Origin of the sequence: Kitasatospora sp. NPDC088779 (assembly GCF_040685395.1) — a bacterium.
In the GTDB taxonomy this organism is placed as follows: domain Bacteria; phylum Actinomycetota; class Actinomycetes; order Streptomycetales; family Streptomycetaceae; genus Kitasatospora.
The window spans coordinates 89,876-103,426 of the sequence record NZ_JBFBHW010000020.1 but is presented as its reverse complement, the minus strand read 5'-3'; the positions used below and the strand labels follow the sequence as shown (position 1 = coordinate 103,426).

Genomic DNA, 13,551 nt, shown 5'->3' with positions numbered 1-13,551 from the left:
TCTCTCCGTCGACCGGGGAGCGTGCCCCGAACAGGTCTGCCCGGCCACCGGGAGAGCCCAGTGGCCGGGCAGTCGTTGCCGTCCTACTCAATCACGTCCGGGTTGCTGTGCGGCGTACCGCTGGTCCAGGTCTCCTCGTCCTCGTGGAGGTAGTCGGCCCGCTTGCGGCGATCGCGCTCGTTCCGCCCGGAGTGACCCACCGTTCCAGGAGCCATCATGCCGTTCTGCCCGGAGCGGGCTTCGCCCTCAACGGCTCCCGCAGCAGCAGCCCGGTTACGCAGGCCCGTACCACCCGGCGTGAACTCCCCGCCAGCAGCCGGTCCCTTGCGGCCGCCGACCGCCCCTCCTCCGGTCGAGGTCAGGCCTCGACCCCGCGAGCTGCCGCCCGAACCAACGGCTCCGGAACCACCACCCATCCCTGGATGCATGCCGCCCACCCCGCCCGCGCTGCCGGCCGCTCCCGCCCGACCAGCCTGGGCCTCACGGGCGCCGAAGACCGTCCCGCTGGGCAGACCCGGGTTGCCACCGGACTTTCCCGGCACCGAGCCGCCGCCGAACGGAGCCGTACGGGCGGGGATCGAGCCCCCGCCCCTGCCGGAGACGGATCCGCCACCACCCTTGGCCGGGATCGACCCACCGCCGACCCCCGCCGGGAAACCGGTCACCGGGCCGCCACCCGGACCACCCGGATATCCCGGGGTGCCACCGGGGCCACCCGGGTATCCGGGAATCCCACTCGGACCGTCAGGCGAGAGACTTCCACCACCACTGGGGCCGAGCGGGCCGGTCTGACCTGGCACGGTCGGCAGGCTGTCGAGGCCGGTACCGGGACGGTGGACGGGTTCCGACGACACAGAGGGAGGCGCCGAGGAGCCCGGGCCCACCGGCGTCGGCGGCACCTGGCCACCGCTTCGCGGCGGAATCGGGTCGGCGTGGCCAGGCCCGCCGACCTGGCCTTGCGGACCCGACCCCGGACTCCGAGGCACGACCGAACCACCACCGTAGTTTCCACCTGGCGGGCGGTAGCTACCCCCGGTGCTACCGCCGCCTGTACGAGGGCTACGAACGGAGCCGCCGTAACCGCCCGAGCCACTGCCACCAGAGGCCGTCGAGGATTCGTACTTGTTGCTACTCGCATCCGGCGTACCCGGTAGAGCCACGTCCCCGAGCCCGGCCAGCTTCGTCGTCGCGGCCTCGTACGCCTGCCCCAGCTTCTCCATCTGGTGGATGGCTTCCTGGTGAGCCTTGTAGACCCGCTGGGAGGCGGCCAGAGCCTCCGTCTCGGTGACCCAGGAGCAGTTCTGCTTCTTCATCATGGCGTCGACGGTGGCGGTGGTCGGCCCGGCCGGGGTGAAGTTGGCGCTCGTGAGCGCCAACTGGTTGGGCGCCCCCTGGGTCGAGCGTGTCTTGACGATGTCGACATCGTCGTGTGGCACGTCCGGCACGGCCACCTTGGCGGTGCTGAGTGCCTCACCGGCCTGGTGCATGGCGTCGCCGGCGGTTGTGGAGTAGTCACCGAGCAACGCGGCAGACTGCTGCAGGTTGCCGGCCCAGGTCTTGAAGCTCTCGGCGGCCGGCCCTTCCCAGCTGACGTTGCCGATGTGCGATTTGAGTGCCGCGCCGAGTTCCTTCAGGACACGGCCGGCCGACTGCAGCTGGGTGCCGCGGCTCAGCACCGTCGTGGGGTCGGTGCTCTGGACCATTTTCTTGAGCTGGGCGTGTCCGACGCCCTCGAAGTTCGTTCCGTCTGCCACTACTTACTCCCCGTTTCCCCGTGGGCGCCCTCGCCGACCACCATCAGAAGCCCTCGCCGCCGGCCCGCGGCGGTGTGGGGCCGCCCGCGTTCTTCGCGACGGCGTTCTGTGCGGCCGCCGTGTCGTCCTCGTTGGCCGAGTAGTTGCCCGCCGTCGCCGCGACCGCGGTCTTCATCGCCTCGATCTGCGACACGAAGTCCTTGTGCAGCTTGACGAGCTGGGTGTGCACCTTGTCGTAGGCCGCGGTCAGGGCCGTCGCTTCGGCGAACTCCGCGCTGGCGAAGCTTCCGCCGGTCAGCTTCTGTTCCTGGAGTTTGTACGGGGCCGCCGGGGAGCCCTCCATGGCCTGGAGCAGGGCTTCGATCTTCTTGGCGAACGCGGTGAGCGTGTCGAGCTCGACCTTGACGTCCTTCTTGCCGAAGGCGGACACCAGGTCGGCGGCGCTGACGTTCGTCTGCACGGTGCTGACGAGGGGGCCGAACCCCATCATGTGGCTGAGCATAAATGGCGTGACGTCACCGGACGTGTCCGGACTGGCCCCCGTGTTCGGTGGAACCTCTCCTGCCACAGCAGTTCACCTCTCCCCCGTACGGGCGGCGGTTCGGGGTAACCCCGGGGCCGCCGCTCCGCAACATACCGTCAACTTCTCGGTCGTACAGTGCTGGTCGGTGCACCGCCCGCCCTGGGGGCGGTCTCCGCCTCCGTAATCGTAGCCACCGCCCCTGTCGGGTCGGCAGGGCCCTTGGCCCGCCTGTGCGGGATCGGTACGAACTTGACACGTGCGGCCCTCGGGGGTGTCGCGCCGGGCCCCGGTAGACTGGTCTCGCCCGGTTGGACCGGGTACGCCCCCATCTGCCGCGCAATGTCGCACAGCAGCGACCCCTGGCCGCAGAACGGACGTGACCTGATGCCCGCAGACGAGTCCGCCCCCTCCTGGTGGGCCCGTGCCGCCCGTCCTTCCCGGCCGCCGTTGCCGCTGGCGCTGATGGCCCGCGCGGCGGTGGGCATGGCGGTGCCGCTGGCCGCAGGGCTGCTGGGGCACCGGCTGGATCTGGGGGTGTTCGCCGGTCTGGGCGCGATGCACGCGACGATGAACGACCGCGCGGAGCCGAGCGGCCTGCGGGTGCCCCGGATCGCGTCGGCGGTGCTGGCTTCGGCGCTCGGCATGCTGATCGGCACCTCCCTCCAGCACGCGCACGTTTCGGCGGTGGTGCTCGGTGCGGCGCTCACGTTCACGGCGTTCGCGTCCGGCGCGCTGAGTGCGACGGGCCCGCGGGGTTCGGCGGCGGGGATGCTGCTGCTGGTGTCGGCGGCGTTGGGCAGCGGGATGCCGTTGCCGGATCCGTGGTGGGCGGCGGCGCCGATGATGCTGGCGGGTGCCGCGTTCGTGGTGGTGCTGGGTCTGCCGGGGGGCGCGCACCGCCGTCCCGCCTCGGATCCGCGCAACCGTGCGCTGGCGGCCGCGTACGAGGCGTTCGGCCGGACGCTGGCCGATTTGGGCACGCCGCAGGGCGCGGCTTCGCGCCAGGTGTTGACGGCCCGGTTGAACCAGTTGCAGGACCTCCTCCCGCGACCGCACCGCCCGGGGTCGGAGTCCGCCCGTACGGTTCGGCTGCGCCGGATGTACGAGGCGGCGTTGGCCGCCACCGAGGCGGCGACGGGCCTGTTGTGGGCGTGGCGGCCGGTGCCGCCCGAGGTCGCGGAGGTACCGCTCCGGTTGGCGGACGCGGTCCGGCGGGGCGGCGGCGAGGTCGCCGTTCCGCAGTGGCAGCCGGACACGCCGTCCCGGCAGGCCCTGGACGTGGCGTTGCGCGCGGCGGCCGACACCGTGGCCGGCCGGGAGGCGGAGGTCGGTACCGCCCCGGCACCGCCGCCCGATCCGTGGCGGCTGCGGGTGCGGCTGCTGTCGCGCGGTTCGGTCCGGTACGGGCTGCGGGTGGCGTTGTGCATCGCGGTCGGTTCGGCGGTGACGGCCAGCTACCCGCTCAGCAAGAGCTACTGGGTGCCGATGACGATCGCCTTCGTGTTGAAGCCGGATCTCGGTTCGGTGTTCCTGCGGGCGGTGAGCCGCTCGGTCGGCACGGTGCTCGGGGTGGCGGTCACGGCGGCCGTGGTGTCGCTCACGACCGACGCGTGGGTACTGACGGCGATCGCCGCGTTCTGCGTGGCCCTACTGCCGTACGCGACGGCGGCGCACTACGGGCTGAACACGGTGGCGATGACGCCGATGGCGTTGATCCTGCTCCAGTTGGGCGGGCAGAGCAGCGCGGCCGAGTTCTGGCCGCGGGTGCTGGACACGGTGCTCGCGAGCGCGATCGTGCTGCTCTTCGGCTATCTGCTGTGGCCGGAGCGTCCGCGGCACCGGATCGAGCCCCGACTGGTGGACGCGGCCACCGCGCTGCGGGCCTATCTGGACGCGGTCACCGGGGACGCGGGCCGGGCCGAGGTGTGGCTGCGCCGTACGGCGTACCGGGCGTTGGAGGACGCCCGCCAGGAGGTGCGGCAGGGGCTGGCCGAGCCGCCGCCGACGGGACGGCTGGCGGAGCAGTGGCTGCCGGCGACGGCGGCGTTGGAACGGCTGGGCGGCGCGGTGGCGGCGTTCGCGGCGCAGCTGCGGTACGGCGGCCGGGTGCCGGATCCGGCGGAGGTGGGGCGGGTGCGCCGGGCGCTGGACGAGCTGACGGCGGCGGCCCGCGAGCACCGCCCGCCGACCGGGGCGGCGGCCCGCCCGACGGCACCGCACGACCCGGCGCGCAGTGCGCTGGGCCGTGCGGCGGACGAGCTGGAGGCCCTGCTGGCCCGGTAGGGCCCGACCGGAGTCCCGGTCCCCGCCAGAGGACTCCGACCAGAAGACTCCGACCAGAACTCCAGCCAGAACCCCGATCAGGACTCCGGCCAGAACCCCGACCGGGGCTCAGACCTGCTCGGCCAGCTCCAGCCAGCTCAGCTCCAGCTCCTCCTTCTCCTCCCGGACGGCGCGCAGCTGCGCGTCCAGCTCCGCGACCTTGGAGAAGTCGGCGGCGTGCTCGGCGAGTTGGGCGTGCAGCTTGGACTCCTTCTGGTCCAGCTTGGCGATCTGCCGCTCCATCTTCTGCATCTCCTTCTTCGCCGCCCGCAGGTCACCGCCCGACAGGGCCGACGCGGCGGTCCCGGCGTCCGAACCGCCGGACGCCGCGGCCGAAGCGGTCGAGGCGGTCGAGGCGGTCGAGGCGGTCGAAGCACCCGACGCGGCCGAAGCGGCGGCGGCGATCGAGGCGGCCATCCGCGCCCGCCGCTCCAGGTACTCGTCGACGCCGCCCGGCAGCATCCGCATCTTCTGGTCGCCGAGCAGCGCGTGGACGACGTCGGTGGTCCGCTCGATGAAGAACCGGTCGTGGCTGATGACGATCATCGAGCCGGGCCAGCCGTCGAGCAGGTCCTCCAGCTGGTTGAGGGTCTCGATGTCGAGGTCGTTGGTGGGCTCGTCGAGGAACAGCACGTTGGGCTCGTCCATCAGCAGGCGCAGCAGCTGGAGCCGCCGCCGCTCGCCGCCGGACAGGTCGCCGACGGGCGTCCACTGCTTGTCCTTGCCGAAGCCGAACTGCTCGCACAGCTGGCCGGCGCTCATCTCCCGGCCCTTGCCGAGGTCGACGCGCGAGCGGACCTGCTCGACGGCCTGGAGCACCCGGATGGCCGGGTCCAGTTCGACGACCTCCTGCGACAGGTAGGCGAGCCGCACCGTCTTGCCGACCTTGATCAGACCCGACGCGGGCTGCACGTCGCCCTCGGAGGCGTACGCGTCGCGCAGGGCGCGCAGCAGCGAGGTCTTGCCGGCGCCGTTGACGCCGAGCAGGCCGATCCGCTCGCCGGGGCCGAGCTGCCAGGTGAGGTTCTCCAGCAGCAGCTTGGGGCCGGCCTTGACGGTGACGCCTTCCAGGTCGAAGACGGTCCTGCCCAGTCGCGCGTTGGCGAACTTCATCAGCTCGGACCGGTCCCGGGGCTCCGGCACGTCGGCGATCAGGGCGTTGGCGGCCTCGATCCGGTAGCGCGGCTTGGAGGTGCGGGCGGGGGCGCCGCGGCGCAGCCAGGCGAGTTCCTTGCGGGCGAGGTTCTGGCGCTTCTGCTCCTCGACGGCCTCGATCCGGGAGCGCTCGGCGCGGGCGAAGACGTAGTCGGAGTAGCCGCCCTCGTACTCGTGCACGGCGCCGCCCTGGACGTCCCACATCCGGGTGCAGACCTGGTCGAGGAACCAGCGGTCGTGGGTGACGCAGACCAGCGCGGAGCGGCGCTTCTGCAGGTGCTGGGCGAGCCAGTTGATGCCCTCGACGTCGAGGTGGTTGGTGGGCTCGTCGAGGACGATCAGGTCGGGCGAGCCGAGGAGCAGCTTGGCGAGGGCGATCCGGCGGCGCTCGCCGCCGGAGAGCGGGCCGATGACGGTGTCGAGGCCGTCGGCGAAGCCGGGCAGGTCGAGGCCGCCGAAGAGGCCTTCGACGATGTCGCGGATGCGGGCGTCGCCGAGCCACTCGTGGTCGGCCCGGTCGGCGATCACCTCGTGCCGGATGGTGGCCGTCGGGTCGAGCGAGTCGTGCTGGGTGAGGACGGCCAGCTGGAGGCCGCCGTTCCAGGTGATCCGGCCGCTGTCGGCCTCCTCCAGCTTGGCGAGCATCCGGATCAGGGTGGTCTTGCCGTCGCCGTTGCGTCCGACGACGCCGATCCGGTCGCCTTCGCTGACGCCGAGGCTGACTCCGTCCAGGAGGGCGCGGGTGCCGTAGACCTTCGTGACGGACTCGATGGTGGCGAGGTTGACGGCCACGTCTGCTGCGCTCCTGGGATTGGCGGTCTCGGGGCGGCCCGCCGGTCGCGGCCGGGCACCCCTGTCGGGGACGCCCCGATCTCCCCAGCCTAATGGGCCCGCCGAAGCGCCCTCACCGCCTGCGGCGGCGGGGGCCCCGAAACCGGCGGGCCCCGAACCGGCGAAGCCCCTACGACGCGAGCGGGGTCCCTACGACGCGGGCGCCGCCCCGGCACCGGCGGGCCCTACGGCACCAGCGCCGCCCCCGGCACCGGCCCGTACGTGGCGTGCGCGGTCCGGCAGGTGCCGGAGGCCCGCAGCGCCTCGGCGACGGCGGCGGCCGCGTCGGCGTCCTTGGCGAGGAACGCGCAGGTCGGCCCCGAGCCGGAGACGAGGGCGCCGAGCGCGCCGGCCTCGGTGCCGGCCCGCAGGGTGGCGGCGAGCGCGGGCCGCAGCGAGAGGGCGGCGGGCTGGAGGTCGTTGGCGAGGGCGGCGGCCAGGGCGACGGCATCGCCCTGGGCGAGGGCGGCGAGCAGCGCGGGGTCGGCGTCGGGGGTGCGGACGTCGGTGTCGCTGGAGCCGGTGCCGGCCTCCTCGCGCAGACGGTCGCACTCGCGGAAGACGGCGGGGGTGGAGAGGCCGCCGTCGGCGACCGCGAACACCCAGTGGAAGGCGCCGTCGACGGTGAGCGGCTGCAGGATCTCGCCCCGGCCGAGGCCCAGCGCGACGCCACCGAGCAGGGCGAACGGCACGTCGGAGCCGAGTTCGGCGGCCAGCTCCAGGAGGGTGTCGAGGGCGGTGTCGAGCTGCCAGAGCGCGTCGCAGGCGACCAGCGCGGCGGCCCCGTCGGCGCTGCCGCCGGCCATGCCGCCGGCGACCGGGATGGCCTTGGCGATGTGCAGGTGCACGCCGGGGTCGGCGATGCCGTGGTGGGCGGCGAGCAGGCGGGCGGCGCGGGCGGCGAGGTTGCTGTCGTCGAGGGGGACGACGTGGGCGTCCGGCCCGGTGCAGGAGAGCGTGACGCCCTCCCCCGCCGTGGCGGTGACCTCGTCGCCGAGGGCGACGGCGAAGAACACGTTGGCCAGGTCGTGGAACCCGTCGGCGCGCAGTCCGCCCACCCCGAGCTGGACGTTGACCTTGGCCGGAACCCGCACGGTGATCACTGGGAGTCCGCCTCCGGCTCGTGCTCGGCGATCTTCGGCTCGTGCTCGGCGATCTTCGGCTTGTGCTCGGCGATCGCGGCGAACTGCTCCACCGTGAGCATCTCGCCGCGCAGCTTGTGGTCGATCCCGGCCGCCGCGAGCGCCTGCTCGGCCCCGGCGGCGGAGCCGGCCCAGCCGGCCAGCGCGGCGCGCAGGGTCTTGCGCCGCTGGGCGAACGCGGCGTCGACGACGGCGAACACCTCCCTGCGGCTGGCGGTGGTCTTCGGCGGCTCGCGGCGGATCAGCGAGACCAGCCCGGAGTCGACGTTGGGGGCGGGCCAGAACACGTTCCGGCCGATGGCACCGGACCGCTTCACGTCGGCGTACCAGTTGGCCTTGACGGACGGGACGCCGTAGACCTTGTTGCCGGGCTTGGCGGCGAGCCGGTCGGCGACCTCGGCCTGCACCATCACCAGGGTGCGCTCGATGCTGGGGAAGGTCGCCAGCATATGCAGCAGGACGGGCACGGCCACGTTGTACGGCAGGTTGGCGACCAGCGCGGTGGGCGCCGGCCCGGGCAGCTCGGTGACCTCCATGGCGTCGCTGAACACCAGGTCGAAGCTGTCGACCTTGCCGGGCATCCGGGCCGCGACGGTCGCCGGCAGGTGCTGTGCCAGCACCGGGTCGATCTCCACCGCCGTGACGTGCGCGGCCACCTCCAGCAGCGCCAACGTCAGCGACCCGAGCCCGGGGCCGACCTCGACCACCGCGTCCTCGGCCGTCACCCCGCCTGCCCGGACGATCCGCCGCACGGTGTTGCCGTCGATGACGAAGTTCTGCCCGCGCTGCTTGGTCGGCTTCACGCCGAACGCGGCCGCCAGCTCCCGAATGTCGGCGGCGCCCAGCAGGTGGCTGTCAGGGGTGGGGTCGGTGGTGCTCACGCGCCAAGGATACGGGCGCGTGGGGCCCTCAGAGTTCGACGACCTCGGCGAGGTCGATCTCGACGGGGTACGGCACCGAGGTGCGGAGCACGCCCTCGTGCTGGGCGACGGGCAGGTAGACGCCCTTCTCGTCGTCCCGGTGGAACTCGTGCACGATCGGCAGGTTGTCGAGGCCGCGCTCGACCCGCCAGTAGTACGGGATCTTCTTCTCGGCGTACTGGCCTGGCTTGCGGAAACGGTCGGCGACCCTGGAGCCGGGTGATACGACCTCGACCGCCAGGACCACCGACTCGGGCGGGGTGCACTCCAGCTCGAAGAAGTCGAGGCCGGTCTTGTCGATGACGACGACGTCGGGCTTGGAGGTGTTGTATTCGTCGAGCAGGACGCAGCGCTCGGCGTTCACGACGTAAGGCGTGGTCCGCGCGCCGGACAACCTGATGAGCAGCTGATCGCGCACCTGGTCGTGCCACCACTTCGCCATCCCTCGGACCACGACGGCTCCGTCCACCAGTTCCCAATCGAACGGCAGGTCGAGGTCCTTGACCTGCCCGTACGTCCAGCCCTGGGACGGCGGATGCATCCAGTCGATCGGCTCGGCGGTCATCGCCACCTCCCTCACTGCACTCATGCTAGCCAGCCCAAGAAGCAGCCGGGAGTGCCGAATCGTTCCGCCGGAATCAGACTTTCGTTCGACCGGCTCAGTACCCGAAGGCCCGGGCCGTGTTCTCCGCGATCGCCGTGGACAGCTCGTCCTCGTGCAGCCCCAGCGTGCCGGCCATCGAGCGGACGGTGACCGGGATGAGGTACGGGGCGTTGGGCCGGCCGCGGTAGGGGTGGGGGGTGAGGAAGGGCGCGTCGGTCTCGACCAGGACCCGGTCGAGGGGGGTGGCGGCGAGGGCGTCGCGCAGCGGCTGGTTGGCCTTGAAGGTGACCGGGCCGGCGAAGGACAGGTACCAGCCGTGTTCGGCGCAGACCTTGGCCATCTCGGCGTCGCCGGAGTAGCAGTGGAAGACCGTCCGCTCGGGGGCGCCTTCCGCCAGCAGGACGGCGATGACGTCCTCGTGGGCGTCGCGGTCGTGGATGACCAGGGCCTTGTCGTGCCGCTTGGCCATCTCGATGTGGCGGCGGAACGACTCCTTCTGGATCTCGACGCCCTCGGGGCCGGTGCGGAAGTAGTCGAGGCCGGTCTCGCCGACGGCGCGGACCTGCGGGAGGGCGGCGAGCCGGTCGATCTCGGCGAGCGCCTCCTCCAGCGCGGCCTCGCCGCCCGCCTTCCGCTGCTGGCCGGACCAGCCGTCCGCGTCGCCGAGGAAGATCCGCGGCGCCTCGTTGGGGTGCAGGGCGACGGCCGCGTGCACCTGCTCGTACTGGGCCGCCAGTTCGGCGGCCCAGCGCGAGCCGGGCACGTCGCAGCCCACCTGGACGACCGTGGTGACCCCGACCGAGGCGGCCCGGGCCAGTCCCTCGGCCGGGGTGCCGGCCTGCATGTCGAGGTGGGTGTGCGAGTCGGCCACCGCCACGGCCAGGGGTTCCGGCAGTGGCGGCGGGGTCGACCGGGCGTCGTCCTTGGCAGACATCAGGAGGCGGGCTTCTCTTCGAGGCGCGGGAACAGGATCTCGCCCTTGGTGACGGTGCTGCCGGCGGGCAGCCGGCCCCAGTCGGCGGTGGTGGCGATGGTCTGCGCGGCGAGCGCGCCGAGGCCGGCCTCGGCGCCGAGCGAGGTCCACAGCTTCTCGGCGGTGGACGGCATCACCGGGTTGAGCATGACGGCGGTGCCGCGCAGCGCCTCGGCGGCGGTGTAGAGGATGGTGGCGAGGCGGGCCCGGCCCTGCTCCGAGTCGTCCTTGGCCACCTTCCACGGCTCCTGCTCGGTGAGGTAGCCGTTGACCTGCTTGACGAACTCGAAGATCGCCGCGAGGCCGCCGGCGAAGTCCAGCTCCTCGCCGATCTTCCGGTCGGCGGTGGCGAGGGCCGTGGCGAGGCCGTCCGCGATGGCCTGCTCGGCGTCACCGGGGGCGGCGGCGGCCGGCAGCGCGCCGTCGAAGTACTTGCCGACCATGGCGGCGACCCGGGAGGCCAGGTTGCCGAAGTCGTTGGCGAGTTCGGAGGTGTACCGGGCGGTGAAGTCCTCCCAGGAGAACGAGCCGTCGGTGCCGAAGGGGATCGCCCGCAGGAAGTAGTAGCGGTAGGCGTCAACGCCGAAGTGCGAGGTGAGGTCGGTGGGCGAGATGCCGGTCAGGTTGGACTTGGACATCTTCTCGCCGCCGACCATCAGCCAGCCGTTGGCGACGACCCGCTTGGGCAGCGGCAGGCCCGCGGCCATCAGCATGGCGGGCCAGATCACCGCGTGGAAGCGCAGGATGTCCTTGCCCACCAGGTGGACGGAGGCCGGCCACAGTTCGGCGAAGCGCTCCGGGTCGCTGCCGTAGCCGGCCGCGGTGATGTAGTTCTGCAGCGCGTCCACCCACACGTACAGGACGTGCTTCTCGTCCCAGGGCAGCGGGACGCCCCAGTTGAAGGTGGAGCGGGAGATCGAGAGGTCCTTCAGGTCCTGCTCGACGAAGCGCAGCACCTCGTTGCGGGCCGAGGCCGGCTGGATGAAGTCCGGGTTGGCGGCGTAGAACTCCAGCAGCTTCGGGCCGTAGGCGGAGAGGCGGAAGAAGTAGTTCTCCTCCTCCAGCCATTCGACCGGCCGCTTGTGCACGGCGCAGAGCTTCTCGTCCTCGGTGGCGCCGTCGAGCAGTTCGGCCGGGAGCTTGAACTCCTCGCAGCCGACGCAGTACGGGCCGGAGTAGCCGCCCTTGTAGATCTCGTCCTTGTCGTACAGGTCCTGGACGAACTCCTGCACGCGGTCGGTGTGGCGCTGCTGGGTGGTGCGGATGAAGTCGTCGTTGGCGATCTCCAGGTGCTCCCAGAGCGGCTTCCAGGCCTCTTCGACCAGCTTGTCGCACCACTCCTGCGGGCTGACGCCGTTGGCCTCGGCGGTCCGCATGATCTTCTGACCGTGCTCGTCGGTGCCGGTCAGGTACCACACCTTCTCGCCGCGCTGGCGGTGCCAGCGGGTGAGGACGTCGCCCGCCACGGTGGTGTACGCGTGGCCCAGGTGCGGGCGATCGTTGACGTAGTAGATCGGGGTGGAAACGTAGTACGCCGGGGCGGTCGCCCCGGTGGTGCTGTGGTCTGCAGTGGCCGCCATGGTCGGAAAGCTTAGTCGGGCCCGCCCGCAGCCCTCGACCGGATTGCCACCCGCCGCCCTCGACGGATTGCCGCCCGGCCGGCGACGGCGGGGGCCGCCCGCCGCGCTGCTCGCGGCGGGCGGCCCCCGGGTGCGCTCCCGGTGCCGGCGGTCAGCCCAGCAGCCGCGACCAGAACCGGGCCCAGCGTCCGCGCGGCTTCGCGGGGTCGGTCACCGGGGCCGCCCCGGCAGGCTCGGCGTGCGCCGGGTAGCCGGGGGCGTGGTGCCAGGACTGGTCGGCGGTGGCGACCCGGCCCTCGCGCATGATCCGGACGGTGTGTCCGCCACACCCCGGGCAGGTCGGCTTGAGCAGCGGGGACGGTACCCGGACACCGTTGGCGTGGTATTCGAACACGACGTGCCCGTCCTTGCCGGCGTGGTGCTCGATGTCGTACGCCTGCTCCCAGCCGTACCCGCATCGCAGGCAGGCGAAGGAGTAGGCCTCCCGCACGGTCTCGACGGGAGTGTGCGGCCGTCCGGCCAGGCCGGGGGCGCTCAGCGCGTTGCCACCGAGGGGGCTACCGATCATCTCGCTCATAGCCGTCTCCCAGCGCCCGCCGGGCGCTCGCCCGGCTGGGTCTTTCCATTCCAGGAAATGCCCTGACGGCCTCGGCCGATGCCCTGCTTGTGAAGAGTTGGACGCGGGTTGGGAACTCCTATACGAAAGGCCTGGATCGTTCCGGAAACCGCGACCGAACTTTCAGCTCCGTGGGCGTTTACCGGGGCCTTCCCTCAAAGGTACGACTCCCCCGGGGTCACGCAACCCCCCGGAATTCACCCCTCTTTCACGGCCCCGTTCCCGCCCCCTTCGCGGCCTCGTTCTTCGCCTCGTTCTTGGCCGCCACCACCGCGTCGAACACCTCCCGCTTCGGCAGCGCGAGCTCCGCCGCGACGGCCGCGATGGCCTCCTTGCGGCGCTCCCCGGCCTCCTCCCGGACGGCCACCAGCCGGGCCAGTTCGGCGGGGGTGAGCTCCTGCGGCGCCGCCGGCGGGGCGCCCGCGACGACGACGGTGATCTCGCCCCTGACGCCTTCGGCGGCCCAGGCCGCCAGGTCGCCGAGGGGTCCGCGTTTCACCTCCTCGTACGTCTTGGTGAGCTCGCGGCAGACGGCGGCGGGCCGATCGGCGCCGAACGCCTCGGCCATCGCGGCGAGCGCCTCGGCGATCCGGTGCGGCGCCTCGAAGAAGACCATGGTGCGCGGCTCGGCCGCGATCGAGGCGAGCTGCCGGGCCCGGTCGCCGGTCTTGCGCGGCAGGAAACCCTCGAAGGTGAAGCGGTCGACGGGCAGGCCGGACAGCGCGAGCGCGGTGAGCACGGCGGACGGCCCGGGCACCGCGGTGACCTTGACGTCGGCCTCGACGGCGGCGGCGACCAGCCGGTAGCCGGGGTCGGAGACGGACGGCATGCCGGCGTCGGTGACCAGCAGCACCCGGGCGCCGCCGAGCAGTGCCTCGACCAGTTCGGGGGTGCGGCCGACCTCGTTGCCCTCGAAGTAGGAGACCACCCGCCCGGCCGGGGTCACCCCGAGCGCCTGGGTGAGCCGGCGCAGCCGCCGGGTGTCCTCGGCCGCGATCACGTCCGCCGTGGCCAGTTCGGTGAGCAGCCGGGGCGGGGCGTCCGAGACGTCGCCGATGGGGGTGCCTGCGAGAACGAGTACTCCTGTCACGGGCCCCATCCTTGCAGCTACCGCGGCCCGGGGGCTTTTGG

The 13,551-nt window shown here is 72.5% G+C and carries 11 protein-coding genes; 1 reads left to right on the top strand and 10 read right to left on the bottom strand.

Annotated elements, in window-relative coordinates; all coding sequences use genetic code 11:
- Positions 1 to 83: 83 nt before the first annotated feature.
- Both AB0P03_RS20795 and AB0P03_RS20790 read right to left on the bottom strand, forming a co-directional pair.
- Entirely contained in the window at positions 84 to 1,754 is a 1,671-nt protein-coding gene (locus AB0P03_RS20795; RefSeq protein ID WP_363630164.1) for a hypothetical protein, read from the bottom strand.
- Positions 1,755 to 1,797: 43 nt separating this feature from the next.
- On the bottom strand, positions 1,798 to 2,244 hold the full coding sequence (locus tag AB0P03_RS20790) for a hypothetical protein (protein WP_363585331.1): 447 nt from the start codon (positions 2,242 to 2,244) through the stop codon (positions 1,798 to 1,800).
- A gap of 417 nt (positions 2,245 to 2,661) precedes the next feature.
- On the opposite strand from AB0P03_RS20790, the gene AB0P03_RS20785 reads away from it, so the two are divergent.
- Complete coding sequence (locus AB0P03_RS20785) at positions 2,662 to 4,560, top strand: FUSC family protein (RefSeq protein ID WP_363630162.1); 1,899 nt, start codon at positions 2,662 to 2,664, stop codon at positions 4,558 to 4,560.
- A gap of 108 nt (positions 4,561 to 4,668) precedes the next feature.
- Here the strand turns inward: AB0P03_RS20785 and AB0P03_RS20780 are convergent, their stop codons facing one another.
- The 8 genes from AB0P03_RS20780 to rsmI form a co-directional block, all read right to left on the bottom strand.
- Positions 4,669 to 6,546: an ABC-F family ATP-binding cassette domain-containing protein gene (locus tag AB0P03_RS20780; protein ID WP_363630160.1), complete on the bottom strand. Its 1,878-nt coding sequence runs from the start codon at positions 6,544 to 6,546 to the stop codon at positions 4,669 to 4,671.
- 224 nt (positions 6,547 to 6,770) lie between these two features.
- On the bottom strand, positions 6,771 to 7,688 hold the full coding sequence (locus AB0P03_RS20775; protein WP_363630158.1) for a 4-(cytidine 5'-diphospho)-2-C-methyl-D-erythritol kinase: 918 nt from the start codon (positions 7,686 to 7,688) through the stop codon (positions 6,771 to 6,773).
- Positions 7,685 to 8,608 (bottom strand): 16S rRNA (adenine(1518)-N(6)/adenine(1519)-N(6))-dimethyltransferase RsmA, encoded by a 924-nt coding sequence (rsmA, locus tag AB0P03_RS20770; protein ID WP_363585335.1) that lies wholly within the window; start codon positions 8,606 to 8,608, stop codon positions 7,685 to 7,687. The genes AB0P03_RS20775 and rsmA overlap by 4 nt, the downstream gene beginning before the upstream one ends.
- Positions 8,609 to 8,636: 28 nt before the next feature.
- Positions 8,637 to 9,236 (bottom strand): Uma2 family endonuclease, encoded by a 600-nt coding sequence (locus tag AB0P03_RS20765; protein WP_363630156.1) that lies wholly within the window; start codon positions 9,234 to 9,236, stop codon positions 8,637 to 8,639.
- 70 nt (positions 9,237 to 9,306) lie between these two features.
- Complete coding sequence (locus tag AB0P03_RS20760; protein ID WP_363585337.1) at positions 9,307 to 10,185, bottom strand: TatD family hydrolase; 879 nt, start codon at positions 10,183 to 10,185, stop codon at positions 9,307 to 9,309.
- The gene (metG, locus tag AB0P03_RS20755) at positions 10,185 to 11,804 is read right to left on the bottom strand and encodes a methionine--tRNA ligase (protein WP_363619213.1); all 1,620 of its coding nucleotides are present in this window, start codon (positions 11,802 to 11,804) and stop codon (positions 10,185 to 10,187) included. Before metG ends, AB0P03_RS20760 begins: the two co-directional genes overlap by 1 nt.
- Positions 11,805 to 11,955: 151 nt before the next feature.
- Positions 11,956 to 12,381, bottom strand: coding sequence for a hypothetical protein (locus AB0P03_RS20750; RefSeq protein WP_363585339.1), 426 nt, complete (start codon positions 12,379 to 12,381; stop codon positions 11,956 to 11,958).
- A gap of 247 nt (positions 12,382 to 12,628) precedes the next feature.
- Complete coding sequence (gene rsmI, locus AB0P03_RS20745) at positions 12,629 to 13,519, bottom strand: 16S rRNA (cytidine(1402)-2'-O)-methyltransferase (protein ID WP_363585340.1); 891 nt, start codon at positions 13,517 to 13,519, stop codon at positions 12,629 to 12,631.
- Positions 13,520 to 13,551: the final 32 nt, after the last annotated feature.